The organism is Sphingomonas sp. S2M10, assembly GCF_012650175.1.
GTDB lineage: Bacteria > Pseudomonadota > Alphaproteobacteria > Sphingomonadales > Sphingomonadaceae > Sphingomonas.
This window is the reverse complement of record NZ_JAAILI010000050.1, coordinates 24,965-49,584: the sequence shown is the minus strand read 5'-3', so window position 1 is coordinate 49,584 and position 24,620 is coordinate 24,965. Positions and strand designations below refer to the sequence as shown.

Here is a 24,620-nt window from a genome sequence, read left to right as displayed (position 1 = left end):
GTGTCTCCCTAACATGACAGATCCAGCGACCCCGTCAAGCCTATCTTTGCCAGCTTCCATGCTCGGGGAGGTGAATAGTAAAGTGATTTACCTTCGCGGTCTGCAGGAAATATGGTTCATAGGGACGTTGTTGTTCGTTAGTATTGTCTGTCAGGTGGACAGGATATTGCCGTTCATCTTGATAGAGCCGATCAAGCGCGAGCTTGATTTGACCGATTCACAGATCGGTTTGGTGACGGGCGTGGCAACGGCGCTTTGCTACGCGCTCTTCTCGGTGCCGATTGCCCGCGCGGCCGATCGTGGCTCGCCCCGGCTGGTGTTGCTCGGCTGCATCCTGGTCTGGAGCGCCATGACCGGGCTGGGCGGGCTCGCCACGAGCTTCGCCGCGCTGGCCGCCAGCCGCTTCGGCGTCGCGCTGGGGGAGGCCGGGGCCATCCCCGCCGCGCACGCGCTGATCGCCCGCCGGATCGCACCGGATCGCCGCGGCCGCGCGCTGGGGCTGTTCTCGATGGGAATCCCGCTCGGCACGATGCTGGGCTTCGCGCTGGGCGGCGCCATCGCCGACGCGCAGGGCTGGCGGGTGGCGCTGCTGGGTGCCGGCATCGCGGGGGGCGTGTTGGTGATCCTCGTCGCCACCCTGGGCCCGACCCCGCCGCTGCGGCAGCATGGGGACGCCGTGCCGTTCCTGCGAACCGCCAGGGCGCTGCTGGCGTCGCGCGCGTTTCGCTGGCTGCTCCTCGCCGCGATCGGCGTCGGCTTTGCCTCCGCACCCTTCTACGCCTTCACCGCCAGCTTCCTGATCCGTGTCCACGGGTTCAGCGCGTCGCAGGCGGGCCTCGCCTTCGGGCTGCTCCAGGGGAGCATGGGGCTGGTCGGAACGTTGCTGGGCGGGCGCGACTTCGATCGGCGTCGCAAGGCGGGCAATCGCCGCCTGCTCGCCACCCCGGCGCGCTTGTTCCTCGTGGCGGGCGTCACCGCCAGCGCCGCGCTGTTCGTGCCGCTCGGCTGGCTCTCGATCGCGCTGTTCGTGCCGACCATGCTCTCCTTCGCCTTCATGCTGCCGGGGGCCTTCGGCGCCGCGCATCTCGTCGCCGGCGCGGGGCATCAGGCGATGGCGTCGAGCATGGTGCTGATCGCATCGGGACTGCTGGGGCCGACGATGGCGCCGCTGCTGGTGGGCGCGGTGAGCGATGCCGCGGGCGACGCGGGCGTGCGCCACGGCCTTCGGCTCGGCCTGTTGCTGGTGCCGATCGCCAGCGTGCTGACCGCCGCCGCCATGCTCGCCGCCAACCGCCATATCGCCGCCGCAGCCGGGAAACCGGCGACGGCCTGAGATCGGGCCTGCGGAATCCCGACCGCAGATCCCGCGAGGGGCCGCCCACCGCCTTCCCCTGGGCGGCGCGCTCCCTCGAACCGCCGCCGGAGGCCGCGCCTTCCCCTGCCTCCGGCGGCTACCCCATGACGAGGAGTTTCGACGATGCGTGTTCTGCTGCTGCTTTCCTTCGCCTGGACCACCGCGCTGACCAGCGCGGCCGCCCATGCCCAGCAAGCCCCTGCCGAGGACGGCGGCGCCCATGGCATGGTGGCGCTCGGCGCCGGGGTGGTGCCCGAGTTCGACGGCGCCGGCGACGTCCGCCCCTTTCCCTTCGCGACCGCCGACATCCGCTGGCGCGGCGTCAACTTTCAGCTCCGCGGCAATGGCGCGCGCGTCGATCTGGTCGCCGATCCGCGCTTCGTCGCCGGGCCGGTGATCGGCCCGCGCCTGTCGCGCCGGGATGTGGACGGGCGGGTCGGGCGGCTTCCAGAGATCGGCACCGCGGTCGAGGCCGGCGGCTTTGTCGGCTATCGCATCGGCGGCAACGCCATGGGCCAGGGCGGGGTGCAACTGGAGCTGTCCGTCGTGCACGACGTGTCGGACACGCATGACGGCCTGCTCGCGACGGCGAGCGCCTCCTACGCCGCCGTGCAGCGCCGCGACCTGTTCCTGTCCTTCGACCTGCGGACGACCTGGGCGGATGAGAAATATACCCGCACCTATTTCGGCATCGACGCGGCTGGCGCGGCGGCGAGCGGCCTCGCGCCTTATCGTCCCGGCGCCGGGATGCGCGACGTCGGCGGCGGGGTGACCTCGGGCTATTGGTTCGATCGCCACCTGGGCGTGATCGCCCATGCCGGCGCCAACTATCTGATCGGCGATGCGGCCGACAGCCCGGTCACCCGCGAAGGCAGCCGCTGGCAGCCGACCGCGGGCCTGATGCTCGCCTATCGCTTCTGAATCTCGCGCCGCTGCTCGCCACCGGCCTCGATCTGCCGCTCGTGTCGCTTTCTCCAGCCGAGATGCCGGCACATTTCGGCTGGATGGCCGCGTTTGTCGGGCTGGACATGCGCGCGAGCGCCGAATGGACCCAGGCGCGGCTCGAATGGCTGCCGACAGGCGCGGGATTGCTCGCCGACCTGGCGGCCATGCACCAGGAAGCGGCAACCTAGATACTGCCGGAATCACGCGCTCGATGCAGCCGCAGCCTCAACTGCCGCAAGCTCGGCATGCAGCGCGCGAAGATGGCGGCGGGCTGCTTCGAGCGTCGCCGCGCTGGCGTCCTGCCGCTTGCGCGCGGCGTCAGGTACGAACGGGGCCGCCGGTGCCTTCGCGTTCCTGTGGCCGGCGCGTTCCAGCGCGGTGCGCTCGGCAGGCGTCGGGGACAGTCCGAAATGCGGGGCTATGCGGTCCATCAGCGCGGTCGGCAGGCCGGCATAGTCGATCGCGATGCCGCGAGGATCGGCCAGTGCACGGATCGCCGCCACGTGAAAGCCGGCGAAGATGCGGGCGCACAGATCCTCCGGTCCGGCACCATCGTCTTGAAGACCGTACAGCCCGCTCGGCATGAGCGCGGGTACCGTCTGATAGCCGCGCATCCGCATCTGGGAGACGAGTACCTCCACCGGCTCCCGGAACAGATAGACCCATGGCACATTCGGGAAGGCGGCCTGGATCAGCGGGAACGCCAGCATGTGCCAGCTGTCCAGCTTGAGAAAGCATTGGGTTACCCCGCCGCGCCTTCGGCCGAGTGCGGCGACCATTGCGCGCAGCAGCGATGAACCGCGTGGGCCGGCGAGGTCCGCCCTGGTCATGGCAAGCCGCACGGCCGCGTCGAACGGGCCGGGTTCCGACAAGGCCAGCGTTGCTGGCAGCGCGCCCAGCATCTGCGCGACCAGCGTCGATCCGCAGCGCGACATGTGGTAGACGAGGCCGCGCAAGGGAGCGACGTCGGCGCAAGGCGCGCCGTCGAGAAGGGCGTCGAGGCTGGTGACGTGGCGAAAGACGCGGTTGATCGGCAGCGCCGTAACGCGCCGCACCGTCTCGTCGAAGAAGCTGTCCGTCAGCGGATCGTCGCCGAAATAGGCCCAGTCCACCAACGGGCCCTCGTCCGAGTCGACGATGCGGACCGGCAGCCATTCGTGCGGCGGCCACCAGGGGCTCGGCGCGACGGACATGGTGCGGGGGCGCGGCACTAGCGCTTCCGGAGCGAGCTGCAGCCCCAGCCCGGCGGCCGCTGCCAGCGCGCGCGCCGAGAAGGCGTCGGGGCGGTCGCATGCGCCGAGCAGCCGTTGCAGGCCGGGATCCGCCATCACGTGCCGTTGGAACGCGTGCAATGCGTTGCGCATCCTTCTCCCCCGGCCCATGATCGCACGCACCGGCGCATTTGCAAGCAGCGGCGCTGCAAGGCGGAACGAGGGAGAGTGCCGCGTGGAAGCGGAAGTGGGCCACGTCTATCCCGATCGCGTGCGCTTGCCGCTGACCTTCGATCCCGCACGGCTCATCACCGATCTCGCCGCGCTTGCCGCGATCCGCTGGACGCCGCATTTCGTGCCCAGCAACTATAGCGGGGCATGGGACGTGATGCCGCTCCGGTCCCCGGCAGGCGCCGAACATCCGATCCTGATGATCGCCGCACAGCCCGACGCACGCGACTTTGTCGATGCGCCGCCCTTGCAGCGCGCGCCCTATCTGCGCGCGCTGCTTGCCGGGTTCGACTGCCCCCTGCGCTCGGTACGGCTGATGCGGCTCGCGCCGGGCTCGCGGATCCTGGAGCATCGTGACCTAGGGCTTTCCGCGGAGGAAGGCATGGTGCGCCTGCACGCGCCGATCGTCACCAATTCGAAGGTGCGGTTCGAGGTCAATCGCCGTCCGGTGGTGATGGCGCCGGGCGAGGTCTGGTATCTTCGCCTGAGCGATCCGCACCGGGTCGAGAACGGGGGCAGCGAGGCACGCATCCATCTGGTGATCGACGCCGAGGTGAGCCCGTGGCTCGAGTCGCAGCTACACGGAGGGGGCTGAGGGGGGGCCGCCAGCGCATCGGCTGGTGGATACCGTCTCCGCCGTCTGCAGCGTCGAAGCCGAGGCGCGTGTAGAGCGCGTGCGCGCGCCGATTGTCCACGGCAACCGTCAGCGCCACGCCGCGTGCACCGGCGGCGGTCGCGCATTGCTGCACCCAGGCGATCAACTGCGTCCCGATACCTTGCGCCCGCCAGTTCGTGGCCAGCAGAATGTCGACAATGCTCCATTCAGCAGCGCTCCGATCGAGGTACAGCCGCCCGATCGGCGTGTCGTTCCGCAACAGCAGCCAGAAGTCCGCGCGTGCGTACCGGCGGACGAAATGGCGGTGCTGGAGCCGGAACTGATCGTCGACAAAGCCCTGCTTCTCCGCCTGCGACCAGGGCTGGAACAGCAGCTCGGGCATGCGAAGCTGCGCATACAGGCCCGCCAGCAGGGGGAGGTCTTCCCGCGCGGCCGCGCGCAGCGAAATGCCGCAGCGTTGCAAGCCGCTGGCGTCGATCGGCGCCCGGCGCGGTCTGGGAAAGGACGGGAGCGGAATGCGCTCAACGCTCACCGGCCCGCCCCGGTGCCCGTGCCTGCTTCACACCAGGCCGGCTTCCCGGCAGGATGGCGCAGCAAGCGCCGAAGGCGGCGGAAGGAAGGGACCAGAGGATGCACCTGCTGACACCGACAGATTTCGAGCCTTGGATCGGCCGCAAGGTTCGCGTCGCGACGCTTCCGGAACCTGTCGAGATCACACTCGAGCGCATCGAACGTCGCAGCCCGTTGCGCGGCCTGGATGTTCGCGAACCCTTTTCGCTGTTGTTCGAATCGCCGCTGGAGGTGTTCCTGATCGACGGCACCTATGATCTCGACTGCGGAAAGGGCGGTCCGCATTCCATCCTGCTCACCCAGCTGCAACCGTCCGACCGCCGGTTCTACGAAGCCGTGTTCGCCTGAAAACGAGCAGCGTCCGGGCAATGCTCGGACGCCCGGCCCGCTCATGTCCACCGCGCCCGATCAGTTTCGCGCGGGGTAGATCCCGATCAGCGCGATATTCGTCTGGACGGCAAGGTACGGGTTCATGATCGAGAACGGGATGTTGTTTCCCGAGATGCCGACCTGCACCGATCCTTGCGGCGTGAAGTTGCCGCCGGTGATGGTGACGCCGCCGAGATTCACCGCCGTGCCGGTCGAGCCTGCCGGGGCATAGATCTTCACCTGGCTCGGGCCGGCATTGGCGCAGTTGGCGAGCAGCGAGCCATCGGCGGGCGCATTGACCTGCGCCGTCTGGCCGGAAAGCGCCTGCAGCGAACCGGTCGCCGTCGTCGGCCCGGCAATGCCATTGAAGACGGCGGTATGGTTGTGCGCCGGCATATTGGCAATCGTGAGCGTCTCGGTCTCGGTGCCTGCCGTCTGACCCCAGACATAGGTCTGACCGCTCGCCGTGCTCTGTCCGAGTCCCAGAAGCGATCGTCCGCCTGCATTCGGCAGGGCAAAGTTGGTCTGACCGTTGCCGCCAAAGGTGGTGCCGATCAGCGCGAACAGCGCCTGGTTCTGGCCGATGGGCAGGATCTGACCGTTACACGAAGCCCAGCCCGCAGGGGCGAAGTTGAAGCCGACGTGCATGATCTGGCCAATGAACGGATCGGACAAGGCTTCCTCCCTGGGATTATAGTAACGGCAGCGTATCGAGTCTCAGCGTGTTGTTATGCGTGTTTTAGATACCTGATTGTATCTAGGTGCAAGGGCATTTTGCCACGCAACGCGATCGATGTCACAAACAATCCGTCGGTTGTGCACGCGCGATATCATGCGGCTGCGTCGTGCAGCGAAATTTTTGCACTGCAAAAAGCCGCCTAGAAAGTAACCCTACGGCTATTTAAGCGTCTGTATGATAACGGCTCCTTTACGGATTCAAGCGTATCCCGTTGCCGATTATTTCGGTTGTTGGTAAGAGAGCTGCGCTCCTGTCGGAGCAGCAGGGGGTATCGTAGATGATTTGGGGCTTGGGGAGGGTGCGGTCCGCCTGTGTTCGGATTGCAGCTGCTGTCGCTGGAGAAACACGCGCCGAGTATCTCGTGGAGACGCGCCAATTAGGCAGGCGCGTCTTGACGTCGACTCGACAGCAATTCCGGGCGGCAGCTCTTGGCGGCCTCTTCGTCTTGGCACCTGCGCAGGCCCTGGCGGCATCGGCAGGCTGCAACGCCATCAACGGCTTCAGCAATACCTACACCGTCGACGCGAGCGGCAATGGCACCGACGTTTTCACCGACCCCGGTTCGCAACCCATCGCGAACGGCGAGACGATAACCTATTCCTGGTCCGGCAACACCAAGGGCGCCTACGTATACGTCATCTACACGCAGAACGGCGGCAGCACTCTCGCCCCGGACTCGCTGGAGCAATCGACGGCAGTAAGCGGAAGTGGCTCCTTCACCTTCAGCGGCGTGATGACGAACGACTATTTGCAAATGGGCGTGGCGAACTTCCCGCCCTATGACGCCAATCCCACGCCCAATCCGTCCGTCAACAACAGCAGCGTCCAGATCACCGTGACCTGCTCGGCGAGCACCACGCTCGGCGTCACGATGTCGCACAGCGGCAATGCCGCGCAGGGTGGATCGCTCGCCTACACCATCACGCCCAGCATCTCGGGCGGGGCGACCACCGCGTCGACGGTCACCGCCGCTTTCTCGCTGCCCAGCGGGATGACCTATAGCAGCGCGTCCGGCTCGGGCTGGAGCTGCAGCGGGTCGGGCCAGTCGGGTTCGTGCACGCGTACGACCAGTTTCGGGCCCGGCACCGGGCCGTCGATCACCTTGACCGCCAGTTTTGCCAGCAACGCGTCGAGTCCGCTCTCTCCATCGGTGCAGCTGTCCGGCGGCGGCGCATCGAATACCGCGACCGCAACCGATTCCACCTTGGTGATCGCGACCCCGACGATAACGTCGATCTCGCCGACTACCGGCTCCACCGCAGGCGGTACCACCGTCGTGATCACCGGCACGGGCCTCAGCGGCGCGACCGCGGTCACCTTCGGTGCGACCGCGGCGACGACTTTCGCCAACAACAGCGCCACGCAGGTCACGGCTACGTCGCCGGCGGGCACCGGTACGGTGGACGTGCGGGTGACCACCCCCGGCGGCACCAGCGCGACCAGCGCCGCGGACCAGTTCACCTATGTCGCAGCGCCCACCGTTTCGGCATACACCGCCCCGGCGGTCGCCTATGGCGCGACGGGCGTGACCTTCAGCCTTGCGAGCCAGGCGACGAACAGCCCCACCAGCTTCGCGGTGGGATCTGCGACAACGGCCAATGGCGGTACCGTCGCGATCGACAATGCGGGGCTGGTCACCTATTCGGCGCCGGCCGGGTTCCGGGGCAATGACAGCTTCATCTACACGGCCAGCAATGGCGGCGGCACATCGTCGCCCGCCACCGTGACGGTACCGGTAGGCGACCCGAGCTTGGCGACCAGCCTGAGCGGCACCGGCACGCGCGGTACCGCGCTGAGCGGGGTCCAACTCGTCACGACCGGTGGCACCGCGCCGTACAGCTGCGGCACCACGCTTGCCTCGGGTGCGCTTCCGGCCGGAACCCAGCTCAACAGCAATTGCACGATCACCGGCACGCCGAGTGCGAGCGGCACGTTCAACTTCACGGCGAACGTCACCGACAGCTCGTCGCCCGGTTTCACGCAGGCGACGGGCACGCTGGCGCTCGTCATCGCCGCACCCTCGCTGAGCTTGTCGCCGTCGGCCGGCGCGCTCCCGAACGGCACAGTGGGCACCAGCTATTCGCAAAGCTTCACCGCGGGCAGCGGAACGGCGCCCTATAGCTATGCCATCACGGCGGGCAGCCTTCCCCCCGGCCTGACGCTTTCGAGCAGCACGGTGTCGGGCACGCCGACGCAGAGCGGCACGTTCACCTTCACCGTAACCGCAACGGACAGCGCCTCGGTCGGCAGCGGCGGCCCCTATTCGGTCGCCAACAGCTATTCGATCACCATTGGTGCGCCGACCATCACGATAGCGCCCACCACGCTCACCGGCGCAACCGCGGGGGTCGCGTACAGCCAGTCCATCACGGCCAGCGGGGGCGTGGCGCCCTACACCTATACCGTCACCGCGGGTGCGCTTCCGGCGGGGCTCTCGCTCGCGAGCGGCGGGACGCTTTCGGGCACGCCCAGCGCGGGCGGCACCTTCAGCTTCACGATCACCGCCACAGACAGCGCCACCGGGACGGGCGCGCCGTTCACCGGCAATCGCGCCTACGCGATGACGGTCGCCGCGGCGACGATCAGCATCTCGCCGAGCACGCTTCCCAGCAGGCGCGCGGGGCGCTCTTATAACGAGACGCTGACCGCCTCGGGCGGCAATGGCAGCTACACCTTCGCCGTCACCGCCGGCGCCTTGCCGCCGGGTCTCACCCTGTCTTCAAGCGGCGTGCTTTCGGGCACCGCGACGGAAAGCAATACCTTCAACTTCACGATCACCGCCACCGATCAGTCCACCGGAACCGGTGCCCCCTATAGCGGCAGCCGCGCCTATACGCTCAGCATCGGCGATCCGCTGCCCACGCTGGTCGCACCGACCCTGTCGGGCAAGGTCGATGTTGCCTATACCGGCACCTTCTCCGCCAGCGACGCCACCGCACCCTATACCTACCGCCTTTCCAGTGGCTCCGTGCTGCCGCCGGGATTGACCCTGGCGACGGACGGTACGCTGTCCGGCACGCCGACGTCGGCGGGAACGTTCAACTTCACGGTTCTCACGCAGGACAGCACCACGGGGATAGCTGCGCCGTTCATCTTCGCCGCGCCGTACAGTTTCACCGTGAGCCCGCCGGATGCGCCGATCGCCGGGGCGGTCAGCGCGACGGTAGCCTACAACGCGCCGGCCACGTCGATCACGCTTGCCCTGTCCGGGGGAACCCCCACGAGCGTGGCGGTGGCGACGCCGCCGGCCCATGGCAGCGCCACGGTAAACGGCCTCACCATCGAATACACGCCGGCCGCGAACTATTATGGCGCCGACAGCTTTACCTACACGGCGACCAATGCGGGCGGCACTTCGGCCCCGGCCACGGTAAGCGTCACCGTGGCGACGCCGGTGGCGCCCGTCGCGGCAGATCGCACCGGGGTGGCCGTGCCCTACAACGGCGGCGGCACGGCGATCGATCTCAGCAGCTCGATCACCGGCGTGCACAGCAGCATCGCCGTGGCGACCGGGCCTGCGCACGGCACGATCAGCGTTGCCGGCGACGTGGTCACCTACACGCCCACCGCCGGCTATTATGGCGCGGACAGCTTCACCTATACCGCGACCGGGCCAGGCGGCACCTCGGCGCCGGCGACGGTCACGCTGACGGTCGGGAATCCGGGTGCGCCGACGGCGGCCGATCGCAGCGGGGTCGCGGTGCCCTATGGCAGCACCGGCACGGCGATCGATCTCAGCAGCGCGATCACCGGCGTGCGCAGCAGCATCGCCGTGGCGACCGCACCGGCACATGGGACGACCAGTGTTTCGGGCGATGTGGTCACCTACACCCCGGCTGCCGGCTATTATGGTGCGGATAGCTTCACCTATACCGCGACCGGTCCGGGCGGGACCTCCGCCGCGGCGACGGTGAGCCTGACCGTCGCAGCCCCGACGGCGCCGACGGTCGCCGATCGCAGCGGCGTCGCGGTGCCCTATGGCAGCACCGGCACGGCGATCGATCTCAGCAGCGCGATCACCGGCGTGCACAGCAGCGTCGCCGTGGCGACCGCACCGGCGCACGGCACGACGAGTGTTTCGGGCGACGTGGTCACCTACACCCCGGCTGCCGGCTATTATGGTGCGGATAGCTTCACCTATACCGCGACCGGTCCGGGCGGGACCTCCGCCGCGGCGACGGTGAGCCTGACCGTCGCCGCCCCGACGGCGCCAACGGTCGCCGATCGCAGCGGCGTCGCGGTGCCCTATGGCAGCACCGGCACGGCGATCGATCTCAGCAGCGCGATCACCGGCGTGCACAGCAGCATCGCCGTGGCGACCGCACCGGCGCACGGGACGACCAGTGTTACGGGCGATGTGGTCACCTACACCCCGGCTGCCGGCTATTATGGTGCCGACAGCTTCACCTATACCGCGACCGGACCGGGCGGGACCTCCGCCGCGGCGACGGTGAGCCTGACCGTTGCCGCCCCGGCCGCGCCGACGGTCGCCGATCGCAGCGGGGTTGCGGTGCCCTATGGCAGCACCGGCACGGCGATCGATCTCAGCAGCGCGATCACCGGCGTGCACAGCAGCATCGCCGTGGCGACCGCACCGGCGCACGGGACGACCAGTGTTACGGGCGACGTGGTCACCTACACCCCGGCTGCCGGCTATTATGGTGCCGACAGCTTCACCTATACCGCGACCGGTCCGGGCGGCACCTCTGCCCCGGCAACGGTGAGCCTGACCGTTGCCGCCCCGGCCGCGCCGACGGTCGCCGATCGCAGCGGGGTCGCGGTGTCCTATGGCAGCACCGGCACGGCGATCGATCTCAGCAGCGCGATCACCGGTGTGCACAGCAGCATCGCCGTGGCGACCGCACCGGCGCACGGCACGACCAGTGTGTCGGGCGACGTGGTCACCTACACCCCGGCTACCGGCTATTATGGTGCCGACAGCTTCACCTATACCGCGACCGGGCCGGGCGGCACCTCTGCCCCGGCGACGGTGACCCTCGTCGTCGCCACGCCGGCGGCTCCGACGGTCGCCAATGTCAGCAACGTTCCCGTGCCTTATGGCGCCGCCACCGCGATTGACCTGTCGACGTCGATCACCGGCGCGCACACGAGCATCGCGGTCTCGACGGCGCCCACCCATGGCACGACGAGCGTGACGGGCGACGTGGTCACCTACACGCCGGCTGCCGGCTATTATGGCGCGGACAGCTTCACCTATACCGCGACCGGGCCGGGTGGCACCTCAGCTCCGGCAACGGTAAACCTGACGGTCGCCACGCCGGCGCCACCCACCGTCGCCAATGTCAGCGACGTCGCCGCGGCCTATGGCGCCGCTACCGCGATCGATCTGTCGAATGCGACCACCGGAACGCATTCGAGCATCGCGGTCGCCAATGCCCCGGCCCATGGCACCGCCAGCGTGGCGGGCGACGTGATCACCTATACGCCGGCTGCCGGCTATTATGGCGCGGACAGCTTCACCTACACGGCCACGGGCCCTGGCGGCACATCCGCTCCGGGGACAGTGACCGTGACCGTCGCGGCACCGGCGCCGCCGACCGCGTCGAACCGCAGCGGGGTGACGGTGGACTATAACAGCCCGGGTACGCCGATCGACCTCACCGCAGCGCTATCCGGGGTCTACACCAGCATCGCGGTAGCCGACGCACCGGCCCGCGGCAGTGCCAGCGTGTCCGGCAACGTGATCACCTACATTCCGGCCAACGGCTCGTTCGGGGCGGACAGCTTCACTTATACCGCCACCGGTCCGGGCGGCACGTCCGCGCCAGCGACCGTGACCTTGACCGTCGCGACGCCGCCGCCGCCGGCCACGGAGCCGGGCAGCAGCACGGTTCCTGCGGCCACTGCAGTGCAGCCAGGCAGCAACGCCGAGATCAATCTCTCCGCCCTGGTGAACGGCAACTTCACCTCGATCGAGATCCAGACCCCGCCGGCGCACGGCACCCTGACGCTGCGGACCAGCGGCGCTTCGCCGAGCGGCGGGATCCGCGCGCTCGCGGTAGCGACGGTGACGGCCGTCTATACGCCGAACCTGAACTATGTCGGAACCGACAGCTTCAGCTTCGTCGCGGTCGGGCCGGGGGGGCGGTCGGCGCCCGCCGCCGTTACCATCGAGGTCGTCGGCAGCGTGCCGCAGGCATTGCCGAAAACGGCGGAGACCGGCGACGGGCAGAGCGTGTCGGTCGACCTGACCGCCGGTGCCGCCAACGGGCCCTTCACCGGCGCGGCGGTGGTCGGCATGACACCGGCGAATGCGGCGACCACCCAGATTGTCGCGATCGGCTCGGGCGCCAGCCGGGCCTATCGGCTCGACATCGTCCCGGCGGCGCGCTTCGGCGGCAAGATCGTCATCCAATACACGCTCAGCAACGCCGTGGGTACGTCGGCACCGGCAACCATCACCGTGACGGTTGCTGCGCGGCCCGACCCGACGCTCGACCCCAATGTGCGTGGTCTCAGTGACGCACAGGCCGAAGCGGCACGTCGCTTCGGGCGGACGCAAGTGGCGAACTTCATGCGCCGCACCGAGCAGCTGCATCACGGCGGCGGATCGAGCAAACCGCAAATGGGCGTCAGCCTGGCGTCGCGCGACCAGCGGCTGGATCCGCGCGTCAACCCCGCCTTCGACGCCTATGCCCTGTCGATCACCGACCGGATGCGCGCCTCGGGCGAGGACCCTGCGCTCGGTGCCGTCGCACGTGGCGTGGCGGCAAGCCGGAGCCTGGGGGCGCCGAACGCCGTGTCCACCGGCCAGCCCAGGCCGCCGATCGCCCGCGCGGCTGCCGCCAACGGTCCAGACGCTCCAGGCGATAGCGGCAGCGAGGACGGCGACGGCACCCGTCGCAAGGGTTCGGTGGCGCTGTGGAGCGGCGGCGCTGTCGACATCGGCACCCAGGATGCGACAACCGATCGGTCAAAGATCACCGCGACCACGTCCGGCCTGAGCGCAGGCGCGGACATTAAGCTGGCCGAAGGGATCCTCCTCGGCATCGGCGGCGGGTACAGCAACGACGTCAGCCATATCGGCGGCAGCAAGGCGCGGGTGCGCAGCGAAAGCCGATTGGTCGCCGCCTATGCCAGTCTGATGCCGGTGGACGGCGCCTTCATCGACGGCATGCTGGGCGTCGGCGATCTGAGCTTCGCGACGCGCCGGCTGGTCGCATCGACGAACGCCACCGCGCTCGGCAATCGGGACGGCAATTTCACCGTCGGCGCGCTGGCATTCGGGATCGATCGGGCTGGCGGACCGCTACGCTGGTCGCTCTATGCCCGCACCGAGTTCCTGAAGGCAGATCTCGGCGGCTATGTGGAGAGCGGCGCCGGCCGGATGGACTTGCGGTTCGACCAGCGCGACGTTAACTCGCTGACCGGTACGCTCGGCGCGCGGCTCGAACTGGAGCAACGTTATGACGCGCTGACCATGATCCCGCGCTTCCGCTTCGAATGGAATCACGAGCTCCAGGACGCCGATGGTCAGCGGCTCGACTATGCCGACATCGCCGGTCAGTCGCTCTACAGCCTCAGCACTTTCGGCTGGAAGCGCAATCAGTTCCAGCTCAGCCTGGGCACGCGCATGTTGCTGCCGCGCAGCTGGTCGATCGATGTCGAGGGCGGCTATCGCGGCGGCGGGCAGGAAACGGCGGGCACGTTGCGCATCTTGCTCGGCAAGGAGTTCTGACGGTTCGCAAGGCCGGTGGAACGCATGGACGCGCGGCTACACGGTCCGGTTTGTCCACGCGCTCCATCGGCGGAGCAGAGAAGGTGCAGCAGGGCATTGCTCATGCGCACCCTGCGACCTCTGCGGCAAGCGGTGAAGTCGGTTTTTGCGAAGTCGCGCTGAGCAAATCACAATCCTCACTCGGATCGCTGCCGAAGCTGGGCGGCGGCGCACAGCCTTGTGGCGGCAGCCCCGGGACGGCGGCCAGCGCGGTTAGTGAACCGCGTCGCGAATTGGAAAGAGGATCGTTTGCGCGCGGCTACCGATGTCGCGTGTCCATCGCCGCGCCTGACGATGTGCGCGTCCATATCAGGTTGATCAATCGCCCAAATTCAGAAATGGCTTGCCATATGAAAATGCGATTGCAAATATGCGAACCGTGATGCGGCCGCTGCCAAGGCGCCGCACGAACCAAAGAGGGGCGGATGACCAACTTCAGCAAGCGCGAACTTCTCGCCGGCTCCTTCGTCGGCGCGTTGGCTTTGAAGCCCGCTGGGCGGGCGCGGGCACAGGCGCGCGCTGCTCTTTCGGGCGCAGAGACGGATCCGGCCGCGGGGCCCGGTCCGTTCACCGCGACCGCTGCATCGCTGTCTACCTTTCGGACGCCTGACTGGTTCCGCGACGCCAAGTTCGGCATCTGGGCGCATTGGGGGCCACAGGCGGTTCCCGCGCAGGGCGACTGGTATGCCCGCTTCATGTATGTGCCGGGCCATCCCCATTACGAACATCATCTCAAGACGTACGGGCATCCTTCGGAGAAGGGATACAAGGACATCATCCCGCTCTGGACGGCGGAAAAGTTCGATCCGGAGGTGCTGGTGCAGCGGTATGAGGCTGCTGGCGCGCGATACATCGTCTCGATGGGTGTCCATCACGACAATTTCGACCTGTGGGATTCGCGCCACCACCGCTGGAACGCGGTGCAGATGGGCCCCAAGCGCGACATCGTCGGCGCGCTGCGCACGGCGGCGAAGCGGCGGGGGCTGCGCTTCGGCGTGTCCGAGCATCTCGGCGCCAGCTACAACTGGTGGTATCCGAACCAGCTCTACGACCAGTTCTGGCCGAGGATGGGCAAGCGGTACGACGGCGCCGACCCGCGTTTCGCCGATCTCTACCACGGCAATCGCGACGAGCCGTTCCTCGGCGACCCCGACACCTGGTACACGCGAAATCCGGAATATCAGCGCCACTGGTTCGCGCGCATCCGCGACCTGATCGACAAATATCAGCCCGATCTGCTCTATTCGGACGGCGGGGTGCCGTTCGGCGCAATCGGCCGAGCGATGGTCGCGCATCTCTACAATAGCAGCATCGCGCGCAGCGGCAGGCAGGAAGCGGTGTACAATCACAAGGGGCTGGGCTCGGGCGAGTTCAACACGGCCTGGGGGGTGCAGGACGTCGAGCGCGGCGTGCTGAGCGGCATCAACCCGCTACCCTGGCAGACCGACACCTCGAACGGTGACTGGTTCCACAGCGAGAAGGATCGCTACAAATCGAGCGACGAGGTCATCGCCATGCTGGCGGACATCGTGAGCAAGAACGGCAACATGCTGCTCAACGTCGTGCTGCGGGCCGATGGCAGCCTGCCGCCCGAATCCGACCAGTTGCTGACCGAGCTGAAAGCCTGGATGGCAGAGAATGGTCCGGCGATCCACGGCACCCGGCCCTGGCACGTCTTCGGCGAGGGCCCGACCCAGCCCAAGGAGGGAGCGTTTCAGGAAAATGCCGCCTACACGCCCCAGGACATCCGCTTCACCACCAAGGGCGACACGCTGTTCGCCATCACGCTGGGCGTACCCAACGGGCCGGTGGCGATCCAGGCGCTCGGTCGCGGCAGCGGTTACGAGAAGCGCCGGGTGCGCGAGGTTCGCCTGCTCGGCCATCGCGGCACGATCGACTTCCGCCAGACCGATCAAGCGCTGCTGATCACCCCGCCGACGCGGCTTCCGACGCGCCACGCCAGCGCCTTTGAAATCCGCTTCGCCTGACCGGCATTTCGTACGGAAAAGCCCCGATGATTCAGCTTCCCTTCAAGCCGGCCCTTGCCGCGCGCCTCGCGCTGGCGCTCGCTGTGACAACGCTGCCGGCCGCAGCGCTGGCCCAGAGCGCTGCCGGCCATCCCGAATGGCCTGGCAAGGGCGACCTGTTCGTCGGCACCTGTTACCAGCCGGTCGATCGCAGCCCCGAGCAGATCCGCCAGGATATCGCGGTGATGAAGGCGGCGGGATTCACCATGGTGCGCATGGGCGATCTTTCCTGGGATTCGTTCGAGCCGCAGGAGGGCCGCTTCACCTTCGAATGGTTCGACAGGATCCTCGACCAGATGCACGAGGCCGGCATCCGCGTGATCGTCGACATTCCCGGCCAGCCCGCGCCGATCTGGCTGCACAAACATTATCCGGGCGTCGACCTGGTCAGCCAGGCGGGTACCCGGCTCAACGCGGCATCGCGCTATTGGGACAATATCAGCGATCCCGATTATCGCCGCCTCGCCCGTCGTCTCGCGGACAAGCTGCTGCAGCGCTACGCCAAGCATCCGGCGGTGATCGCGGTCGGCTATGACAACGAGATCGGCAATGGCCGCATGTCCTATTCGGAAGCGGACAGGAAGCGCTTCGTCGCTTGGCTGCAGAAGAAATACGGCACGATCGAAGCGCTCAACACCGCCTGGGCGACGCAGCGCTGGTCGCGCCGGATCAATAGCTGGGACGAGGTCGACCTGCCCTATGGCGAGGGCCCCGGCCCGAACGAGCGCAACCTCGATCTCCGCCGCTACTGGTCCGACGATACGATCGCCGCGCTCAAGGATCTCGAGGCCTCGCGCAAGGCCAATGCGCCGAACCTGCCGGCCGCCTCGAACTTCTGGCCGACCGCCTGGACCAAGGGCTTCGACTATCTTCGCTCCTGGGACCAAGTTTCCACCTATGGCGCGCAGGGCTTCTACCCCGGCGATCCGCTGGGTGCCGGCTTCGACGTGATGAGCAATCGCGCCGGGCATGACACGCCGATGTGGTTCAACGAGTTCACCGCGGGCGGCGGCGGCTATTACGGCACGCCGGGACGTGCGCGAATGTGGGCCTATTTCGGGCTTGCCTACTACGCGCAGACCTTCCTTGCCTGGACCTTCAACTCGCATCTGGGCGGCGAGGAGCAGTCGCTGTTCGGCCTGATCGACCATGACGATCGCCCGTCGTGGAAGGTCGGCGAGTTCGCTACCATCGCCCGCGAGTTCCAGACGCTGCGCAAGCTCGGCTTCCCGCGCTACCAGGCGCCGCAGGTCGCCATCGCCTATTCGTACGACACGATGTGGCTGACCAGCCCGCCGCCCGGACCGAACACGATGAAGGAATATTTCAAGGTCGATTATACCGAACAGGCCAAGGCCGGGTTCGCGCCCTTCTTCCGCGACAATATCGACGCGGCGGTGATCGATGTCGGCCATGACCGGCTCGACGGCTACAAGCTGGTGGTGCTGCCCGCCGCCTATCTGATCGACGAGAAGATGCGCGACGCGGTGCGCCGCTATGTCGCCGGCGGCGGCACGGTGATCATGACCGGCTATTCCGCCAAGGTGGACGCCACCGGCAAATGGTTCGGCACGCCGCTGCCTGGCGGGCTGACCGACGTGTTCGGCCTGCGCACAAACGAATTCTACCGTTCGGACACGCCGCTCAAGGTGACCTTCCAGGGCCGGACGCTGACCGGCACCGACCCCTATTACGAGGTGCTGGAGCCGAGCAGCGCCACGATCCTCGCCAGCTTCGACAACACGCCGAAGAAGAGCCCGGCGATCACCGTCAACCGCTATGGGAAGGGCAGGGCCATCTATCTCGCGACCGCGGCGCAGGAAGCGCTGCTCGCGCCGCTGGTGCGGTCGCTCTACCCGACGCTGGGCATCGCGCGCGGGCCAGAGACGCCGGAAGGCGTGGTGGCGCGCGTGGTCGAGGGACGCACGCTCTATGTCAACACCACCGCACGGCCTGTTCGGGTCCGCGTTGCCGGCTCGAAGCAGGACGTGATCGGCAACGCCAAGGTCAGCGCCACCTTGGCGCTGGCAGGCTATGGCGTCGCGCTGCTGGAGTGAAGGGGGCTGGATCTGCCACGCTGTTCGGCAGAGTCGAACATGTGTGCGGGTGATCAGTCCGGTTGATAGCCGAGACGATCGGAGATGCGGATGGTTGCCGCGTGCAGCTTGGTCCGCGCGGCGTCCAGATCCAGCACCTGCGACCCGTCGATCAGCGCAAGGAACGGGATCGTCAGCGCTGCCACCACGGTGCGATCGAAGCCGAACACCGGATAGCTGATGTCGGTCACGCCGAAGGTGATCGGGCTTTTCCGGCTGTCATGGCCAAGCCGGCGGACCGTGGCGAGACGATCGTCCAGCCAGCTGCGGTCGACAGGCACCCCCGTCTCTTCCTCCGCCGCGCGGACCATGCGCTCGGTCAGGTTGACGTTGGAGAAGGCGAGCAGCACCTGCCCCGAGCAGCTCTGCACCAGATTGATGTGCGCCCCCACCTTCAACGCGAACCCGCGCGTCGCCGGCGATTCCTCGCGCGCGATGACCAGTCCATGCCCCCGGCTGGGCACGACCAGATGGCAGGATTGCGCCGTGTCGCGAGCCAGCATCTGCATTTCGGGCAAGGCGGCGCGGACCAGATCCTGCGACGGCGTGGAGCGCAGCGCGACATCGAGCAGCTTATAGGCGACGGCATAGCGGTCGGTCACTTCGGACCGGCGAAGATATCCCAGCTGCTCCATCACCACCACGATCCGGAACAACTCCCCAACGGATCGCCCGAGATCGGCCGCCATCTCGCTGACCAGCGCGCCGTCGGGGCGCCCCGCAAGCAGCTCGATGATTTCGAACGCTTTTTCGATCGCCGGGGCGGAATAGGTCTTCTTTGACCCTTCTCGCGCCATATTGCCTCCTCTGTCGGTTCCGTACCTCCCTTGCGCGAAAGCCCGGCCGGTGCAACGCCGCAGCCCGGATCAGCGGGAAGCGTCCGCGGCGTTTCCCTCCATCAAGCGAACGGGGCGGCCCGCACGGATCTGGAAAACTCCCCGGCGAAACAGGAAGGGGTGCGGCTGCGCGTGTTCAGACGATGTCGGCCGCTACCCGCCCGTCGGCGCCTCCTCCATTCGCTCCCGTCGCTGCCCTGTGGCGATGTCGCCAGGTCGCCGGGGTCACGCCCTCCCAGCCTTTGAACGCGCGGCAGAAGGAGCGGGTGTCCTGATAGCCGAGCAGATAGGCGATCTCGTCGATCTGCACCGCGATGTCTGCCAGCAGGCGGTGGCAGGTTTCCTGCCGCGCCTCGACAAGCAATTCCTTGAAGCTGGTGCCTTCCTCGGTGATGCGCCGTTGCAGGGTCCGCTCGCTGAAGCCGAGCTGGCGGGCGACGATCGCGATATCGGGACGGCCGCTCGGCAGGCTGGTCTTGAGCGTGGCAACCACCTGCTCCGAGACGGAAATCGCCCGGTCGAGCTTCTGCAGCTCGGTCGCGAGCTCCGGCGTCATCAATGCGATCATCGCCGCATTGTGGCCGGGGAAGGCGCAATCCAGATCGGCAAGATCGAGGATCAGCGCATTGCGCGGGCAGTCGAACCGCACGCGCGTGCCGAAATAGCGGTCGTAGTAATCGTGCGGCGCCTTTGGGCGGCTCAGTTCGACCGCCCAAGGTGTCACCCGCCGTCTGGTTCCACGCCGCGCCAGCTCGATCAGTGTCGAGAAGGTGATATCGACGCTCACCGCGGGTTCGGGCTCCACCGCGTGTAGCCATTCCATCGTGATGACGCAGCGCCCCTGCTCCTCGGTGAGGATGAGCCGCTCCGCGCTGCAAAGCCGTTTGAACCGGGCAAGCCGCGCCAGGCCGTCGCGCAGATCGCGTGCGTAGAAGGCGGCGACGGTGGAGGGCGCATGCGCCGAGGTGTCGGAACGCTCGACCAGTTGCACCCCCACCGCCGGCAGATCGGTCAGATCGCCCAGCGCGCTCATCAGCGCGAAATATTGCGCCGTTGTCAGGCAGCCGTCGCCAGCCAGCGGCAGGTTGAGCGGCAACCCCGCGCGGTGGAGAAGCTCGGCCGGGCGGATGCCGATGCCGGCCACCGCCTGCCAGTAGCCGGCCGGGATCCTGCACCGATCGATCGCGGTGTGCGCCACGCTCATGCCGCCTGGCTCAGGATGATGCGATCGAACATGCGGTCGCCGAGCCACACCCGCAGTCCAATGAGAAGCTTGGCGAATCTACCCGCGGCGTAGCGGGTGCGCGGGCGCCCCGCCGCCACCGCGCGGCCGACGACATCCGCCATCAGACTGGGCGGGGTGTTCTTGCCCTTGGCATAAGTCTCGCGGGTACCGCGCACGATCGCCTCCACCAGCTTGGCATAAGGCCCCTTGGCCGAACGTTCGATCAGGCCGCTGGCGACGACGTCGCCGAAATTGGTGTCGATGAGGCCCGGCTCGATGATCACCACGTCGATGCCGAACGGCGCGAGCTCAAGCCGGAGACAGTCGGACCAGCCTTCAAGGGCATGCTTGGTGGCATGGTACCAGCTGCCGAGCGGTGTGTACATCTTGCCGCCCATCGAGCTGATGTTGATGATCCGCCCTGCGCCCCTGGCGCGCATCGCCGGCAGCAGCAGTTGCGTGAGATGCGCCGCCCCGAACAGGTTGACCTCGAACTGGTAGCGCGCCTCGTCGATGCCGATTTCCTCCATCGGGCCATACAGGCCGAAGCCGGCATTGTTGACCAGCACGTCGATGCCACCGGCCGCTGCGGCGATCCGGGCGACCGCCGCTTCGATATCGGCGCCTTTCGACACGTCCATTTGCAGCGGCTCGGCACCAAGGGCCGCCAGGTCGCGCATGTTGTCGATGCCGCGCGCGGCCACGAAGACGTGGTAGCCATCGGCGATCAGGCGCTTGGCGATCTCCTTGCCCATTCCCGACGATGCGCCCGTGACGAGCGCGGTCTTGCGTGCTTCGATAGTCATGTTGGATCCTCCTTCGATGCGCCATGTGTATGTCGGGCAACCGGCAGCCACACGCACAAGCGGTGCCAATGCACGCACAAGCGGCGCCAAATGGCGGTCCGTCGCGGGTGCGCGATGCGCCGGCGCCGAGCTGCCCGCGCGCCGGATCGGGCGCGCACCTGCGGGCGCGTGCGCGCGAAGAATAGCGAGACGCGGCCCCGAACATCCTCTACGGATTGGGAATGTTCGTTGCCTCGCCCCCCAGTTCGAGCGGTCCCCTGACATGAGCGACGAGGCACCGCGGCAGCGCGCGGCCGGCGATTTCGACGATCTGCTGCGGACCGCGGAGCGTCTCGTCGAGGCGGGATCCACCGAAGAGGTGGTCGCGATATTGCGCGACACCGCCCGCACCCTGGTCGGGGCGGAGGGAATCGCGGTCGTGCTGCGCGAGGGCGATCACTGCCGCTACGTCGCGGAGGACGCGGTCTCGTCCCTGTGGGCCGGGCAGCGCTTTCCGATGACCGAATGCGTATCGGGCTGGGCGATGCAGCACGCCCGGACGGTGGTGATCGACGACGTCCTCCTCGATGCGCGGGTGCCCCAGGCGGCATATGCGCCGACCTTCGTGCGCAGCCTCGTGCTCGTGCCGATCGGTCGGCCCACGCCCATTGCGGCGCTCGGCGCCTATTGGTCGCAGCCCCGGCGGCACGCAGCGCGGACCGTGGCGCATCTGGAAGGGCTGGCCCGGCTGGCCACGCTGGCGCTGGAGAATGCCCGGCTCAGACACGCGCGCGATCGCGCCGCCCAATTGGGTGCGGTGCAGAGCCGCGTCCTGGAACTCGCGGTGGAAGAGGCGCCGCTCTCCGAAACGCTGAGCGCCATCGTGCTGGAGATCGAGGGCCTGACCGATGCCGGCATGCTCGGCTCCATTCTCCTCGTCGATGCGGAGGGGAAGCATCTTCGCCACGGGGCGGCGCCCAGCCTTCCCGCCGCGTTCAACGCCGCGGTGGACGGGATCGCGATCGGGCCGAGCGTGGGATCGTGCGGCAGCGCGGTCTGCCGCAACGCGCCGGTGTTCGTGGCCGACATCGCGACCGATCCGCTATGGACCGCGTATCGGGAATTGGCGGCCGACCACGGGCTCGCCGCTTGCTGGTCGATACCGATCCATGCGCCGGAGGGCGCCGTTCTCGGCACCTTCGCCATGTATTATCGCGAGCCGCGCGTGCCTTCCGAGGCGGATCTCGAGATCGTGGACTTCGTGGTGCAGACGGTCGGTCTCGTCCTCCAGCGCGCGCGGACGCATGCCGAACTGCTGCGCGGCGAGGCGCGCTACCGCCAGATCGTGGAGGGGGCCGACGACTTCGCCATCGTTACGCTGGACCGCGACGGGCTGGTGACCGGCTGGAATGCCGGCGCCGCCCAGATCGTCGGCTATGCCCGCGAGGAGATCGTCGGGCAGCCGGGCGCCCTTCTCTTCACCGAGGAAGACCGGCTCGCCGGCGCGCCCGAAGCGGAGATGCGGCGGGCGGCCTCCGAAGGGCGAGCGCAGAACGAGCGCTGGCACGTCCGCAAGGACGGCAGGCAGTTCTGGGGCTCGGGCGTCACGATGCCGCTTGCGGCGGACCATGGGGGCTTCCTCAAGATTTTCCGCGATCGCACGCTGGAGCATGGCGTGGAGGAGAGCCTGCGGGAAAGCGAGGCGCGGCTGCGTTTCCTGGGCGCGCTGGATCAGCAACTGTTCGGCGCGGCCGACGCGGCGACCGCGATGCAGAACGCCACGCGGCTGCTGGGCGAGACGCTGGGCGTGTCCCGCTGCGCCTATGCCGATGTGGACGACGACGGCGATCGTTTCTGGATCCGGGCCGATTACAGCGCGCCTGGGATCGCAACCTCTGCCGGCGAGTACAGGCTGGACCTGTTCGGCCCGCGCGCCGCTGCCGACATGCGGAGCGGCCGGGTGCTCGTCGTTCGCGACGTGGATCGCGAGCTTGCGCCGGGCGATGGACGCGAGACGTTCCAGGCAATCGGCATTCAGGCGATCATCTGCTGCCCGTTGATCAAGGACGGCCGACTCGCTGCCATGATGGCGGTGCACCAGAATGCGCCGCGGGATTGGACCCCGACGGAGCTGATGCTGGTGCGCGAGGTGGTCGATCGCTGCTGGTCGCATATCGAGCGCGTCGGTGCCGAGGCGCGCCTGCGCGACAGCGAAGAGCGACTTCGCCTCGCGGTCGAACATGCCGAAATCGGCTTCTGGGACGTGGATCTGATCGGGGATCGCCTGATCTGGCCGCGGCGGACCAAGGAGTTGTTCGGCATCTCGCCCGACGTCCCGGTCAGCCTGGCCGATTTCTATGCGGGGCTCCATCCCGACGATCGCGCGGCGACGAGCGCCGCCTTCGCGGCCGCCGCAGATCCGGATCGGCGTGCGCTGTACGATGTCGAGTATCGCACGGTGGGCAAGGAGGACGGCGTCATCCGCTGGGTGGCCGCGAAGGGCCGTGGCGTCTTCGACGATCAGGGGAAGTGCGTGCGCGTGACGGGCACGGTGATCGAGATTACCGCCCGCAAGCAGGTGGAAGAGGCGCTCAGGGACCTCAACGCCACGCTGGAGGCGCGGGTGGCGAGCGCGGTGCGCGAGCGCGAACAGGCGCAGGAGGCACTCCGCCAGAGCCAGAAGATGGAGGCGATGGGGCAGTTGACCGGCGGCGTTGCGCATGACTTCAACAATCTGCTCACGCCGATCGTCGGCACGCTGGACATGCTGGAGCGCAAGGGGCTGGGCGGCGAGCGCGAGCAGCGCCTGATCGCGGGGGCGGTGCAGTCTGCGGAGCGGGCCAAGACGCTGGTGCAGCGGTTGCTCGCCTTTGCCCGGCGCCAGCCGCTGCAGGCCGTGGCGGTAAACGTGAAAGCGCTGGTCGAAGGCATGGCGGCGCTGGTGGCGAGTACCACCGGACCGCAGATCCGGGTGGTGGTGGATGTGCCGGCGGATACGCCGGCCGCCCGCGCCGACCCCAACCAGCTGGAAATGGCGCTGCTCAACCTGAGCGTCAACGCGCGCGACGCGATGCCGGAAGGCGGCACGCTTCGGATTTCCGCCCGCGCCGAGCAGTTGGGCGATCATGCCCGCCCCGGCCTTCAGGCGGGTGCCTATGTCCGCCTTTCCGTTTCGGACGACGGCATGGGGATGGACGCGGCAACGCTGGCGCGCGCGATCGAGCCGTTCTTCTCGACCAAGGGCGTGGGCAAGGGAACGGGGCTCGGCCTGTCCATGGTGCATGGACTGGCCTCGCAGCTTGGCGGCGGGCTGTTCCTCCAGAGCCGGCCGGGACTGGGCACCAATGTGGAGCTCTGGCTGCCGCAGAGCGATGTCGTCGCGACTCCCGGTACCGACGCGCGGCTGCTGCCCGCGCCGGGGCCCTCGCGGGGTACCGTGCTGCTGATCGACGACGAAGATATCGTGCGCGACAGCACGGCAGACATGCTGGGCGATCTAGGCTTTGCGGTCGTCGAGGCGTCGTCCGCGGAAGAGGCGGCGGTGAAGATCCGGGAACACAGCATCGACCTGGTCGTGACGGATCATCTGATGACCGGGATGACCGGTACGCAATTCGCGCAGACGCTGCGCGGCAGCCATCCCGGCATCCCGGTCCTTTTGGTGTCCGGCTATGCGGATCTCGACGGCGTGGATCCTACCATCGCGCGGCTGGTGAAGCCGTTTCGACGCGACGAACTCGGCGCGTGCATCGCGAGCCTGTTCGCGGCGGAAGACGGCGGGCGACGCGACCGGCGCTGAGCGGCGCGCGATCGAACGCGGAGGCGTGCCTTGGCGGCCGCCGCTTCGGCGGTTGCGGACCTGCCGCATTGCCGCTACC

15 protein-coding genes and 1 pseudogene are annotated in these 24,620 nt (G+C 68.0%); 10 read left to right on the top strand and 6 right to left on the bottom strand.

Features of this window, described 5'->3' with window-relative positions; all coding sequences use genetic code 11:
- The first annotated feature begins 13 nt into the window (after window positions 1-13).
- From S2M10_RS12030 to S2M10_RS12020, 3 genes are all read left to right on the top strand, one after another.
- Entirely contained in the window at window positions 14-1,333 is a 1,320-nt protein-coding gene (locus S2M10_RS12030; RefSeq protein WP_168846284.1) for an MFS transporter, read from the top strand.
- A gap of 144 nt (window positions 1,334-1,477) precedes the next feature.
- Complete coding sequence (locus tag S2M10_RS12025) at window positions 1,478-2,275, top strand: MipA/OmpV family protein (protein ID WP_168846283.1); 798 nt, start codon at window positions 1,478-1,480, stop codon at window positions 2,273-2,275.
- Window positions 2,276-2,337: 62 nt separating this feature from the next.
- Window positions 2,338-2,487 carry a hypothetical protein gene (locus S2M10_RS12020; protein ID WP_168846282.1) on the top strand — a complete coding sequence of 50 codons (150 nt, stop codon included), beginning with the start codon at window positions 2,338-2,340 and terminating at the stop codon, window positions 2,485-2,487.
- 12 nt (window positions 2,488-2,499) lie between these two features.
- Here S2M10_RS12020 and S2M10_RS12015 read toward each other — a convergent pair whose 3' ends face one another.
- Complete coding sequence (locus S2M10_RS12015; RefSeq protein WP_211091015.1) at window positions 2,500-3,627, bottom strand: hypothetical protein; 1,128 nt, start codon at window positions 3,625-3,627, stop codon at window positions 2,500-2,502.
- Window positions 3,628-3,745: 118 nt separating this feature from the next.
- On the opposite strand from S2M10_RS12015, the gene S2M10_RS23120 reads away from it, so the two are divergent.
- The gene (locus S2M10_RS23120) at window positions 3,746-4,336 is read left to right on the top strand and encodes an aspartyl/asparaginyl beta-hydroxylase domain-containing protein (RefSeq protein WP_348770587.1); all 591 of its coding nucleotides are present in this window, start codon (window positions 3,746-3,748) and stop codon (window positions 4,334-4,336) included.
- Window positions 4,337-4,391: 55 nt separating this feature from the next.
- On the opposite strand, the pseudogene S2M10_RS23115 reads toward S2M10_RS23120, so the two are convergent.
- Window positions 4,392-4,889, bottom strand: a pseudogene (locus S2M10_RS23115) (GNAT family N-acetyltransferase); the annotation flags it as partial.
- 53 nt (window positions 4,890-4,942) lie between these two features.
- Between S2M10_RS23115 and S2M10_RS12000 the strand changes: the two are divergent.
- Window positions 4,943-5,275 carry a hypothetical protein gene (locus tag S2M10_RS12000; RefSeq protein WP_247650774.1) on the top strand — a complete coding sequence of 111 codons (333 nt, stop codon included), beginning with the start codon at window positions 4,943-4,945 and terminating at the stop codon, window positions 5,273-5,275.
- A 60-nt stretch (window positions 5,276-5,335) separates the two neighbouring features.
- On the opposite strand, the gene S2M10_RS11995 is transcribed toward S2M10_RS12000, so the two are convergent.
- Window positions 5,336-5,971 carry a tail fiber protein gene (locus S2M10_RS11995; protein ID WP_168846279.1) on the bottom strand — a complete coding sequence of 212 codons (636 nt, stop codon included), beginning with the start codon at window positions 5,969-5,971 and terminating at the stop codon, window positions 5,336-5,338.
- A 509-nt stretch (window positions 5,972-6,480) separates the two neighbouring features.
- Between S2M10_RS11995 and S2M10_RS11990 the strand changes: the two genes are divergently transcribed.
- The 4 genes from S2M10_RS11990 (at window position 6,481) to S2M10_RS11975 (ending at window position 17,857) form a co-directional block, all read left to right on the top strand.
- The gene (locus S2M10_RS11990) at window positions 6,481-13,734 is read left to right on the top strand and encodes an Ig-like domain-containing protein (RefSeq protein ID WP_168846278.1); all 7,254 of its coding nucleotides are present in this window, start codon (window positions 6,481-6,483) and stop codon (window positions 13,732-13,734) included.
- A gap of 83 nt (window positions 13,735-13,817) precedes the next feature.
- Window positions 13,818-14,156, top strand: a complete 339-nt coding sequence (locus S2M10_RS11985) for a hypothetical protein (protein WP_168846277.1) — start codon at window positions 13,818-13,820, stop codon at window positions 14,154-14,156.
- A gap of 42 nt (window positions 14,157-14,198) precedes the next feature.
- Window positions 14,199-15,761: an alpha-L-fucosidase gene (locus S2M10_RS11980; RefSeq protein ID WP_168846276.1), complete on the top strand. Its 1,563-nt coding sequence runs from the start codon at window positions 14,199-14,201 to the stop codon at window positions 15,759-15,761.
- Between the two features lie 26 nt (window positions 15,762-15,787).
- Window positions 15,788-17,857: a beta-galactosidase gene (locus S2M10_RS11975; RefSeq protein ID WP_168846275.1), complete on the top strand. Its 2,070-nt coding sequence runs from the start codon at window positions 15,788-15,790 to the stop codon at window positions 17,855-17,857.
- Window positions 17,858-17,910: 53 nt separating this feature from the next.
- On the opposite strand, the gene S2M10_RS11970 is transcribed toward S2M10_RS11975, so the two are convergent.
- The 3 genes from S2M10_RS11970 to S2M10_RS11960 all read right to left on the bottom strand — a co-directional run bounded on the left by S2M10_RS11970 (window position 17,911) and on the right by S2M10_RS11960 (window position 20,763).
- Window positions 17,911-18,693, bottom strand: a complete 783-nt coding sequence (locus tag S2M10_RS11970) for an IclR family transcriptional regulator (protein ID WP_168846274.1) — start codon at window positions 18,691-18,693, stop codon at window positions 17,911-17,913.
- 175 nt (window positions 18,694-18,868) lie between these two features.
- A complete protein-coding gene (locus tag S2M10_RS11965) occupies window positions 18,869-19,936 on the bottom strand; it encodes an AraC family transcriptional regulator (RefSeq protein ID WP_168846273.1) in 1,068 nt (355 codons plus the stop codon).
- On the bottom strand, window positions 19,933-20,763 hold the full coding sequence (locus S2M10_RS11960; protein WP_168846272.1) for an oxidoreductase: 831 nt from the start codon (window positions 20,761-20,763) through the stop codon (window positions 19,933-19,935). Before S2M10_RS11960 ends, S2M10_RS11965 begins: the two co-directional genes overlap by 4 nt.
- Before the next feature lie 262 nt (window positions 20,764-21,025).
- Between S2M10_RS11960 and S2M10_RS22680 the strand changes: the two genes are divergently transcribed.
- Window positions 21,026-24,541, top strand: a complete 3,516-nt coding sequence (locus S2M10_RS22680; RefSeq protein ID WP_247650773.1) for a GAF domain-containing protein — start codon at window positions 21,026-21,028, stop codon at window positions 24,539-24,541.
- The last annotated feature ends 79 nt before the right edge of the window (window positions 24,542-24,620 follow it).